General features: G+C 64.6%; 1 pseudogene. It reads left to right on the top strand.

Annotated elements, in window-relative coordinates:
- Positions 1 to 361: pseudogene (locus EOA22_RS37315) on the top strand (ABC transporter ATP-binding protein); the annotation flags it as partial.
- Positions 362 to 413: the final 52 nt, after the last annotated feature.

Here is a 413-nt window from a genome sequence, read left to right as displayed (position 1 = left end):
GCAAAGCCTGTCGGGCGGCAATCTGCAGAAATTCATCGTCGGCCGGGAGATCGCGCTCGAGCCGAAGCTTCTGCTTGTCTCCCACCCGACCTGGGGCGTCGATGTCGGCGCCAGCGCCTTCATCCGCCAGACCATCGTCGACCTCAGCCGCGCCGGCGCGGCGGTGCTCGTCGTCTCCGAAGAACTCGACGAGCTGTTCGAGATTTGTGACCGGCTTCTGGTGATCTGCCAGGGGCGCGTGTCACCGCCGCTGGTACGCAAGACGACCGACCGCGAAGAGGTCGGGCTGCTGATGACCGGTCGAACGATGAGCACGGATCAAATGGCAATTGGGAGTGGCGACGTTGCGCTTCAGGATTGAACAAAGGCCGGAGCCTTCGGCAACAATGCGCGTCGCGGCGCCGGTGCTGGCG

This window comes from Mesorhizobium sp. M7A.F.Ca.US.014.04.1.1 (genome assembly GCF_003998745.1).
GTDB classification, from domain to species: Bacteria; Pseudomonadota; Alphaproteobacteria; order Rhizobiales; family Rhizobiaceae; genus Mesorhizobium; species Mesorhizobium ciceri.
This window is presented reverse-complemented; position numbering and strand designations above follow the sequence as displayed.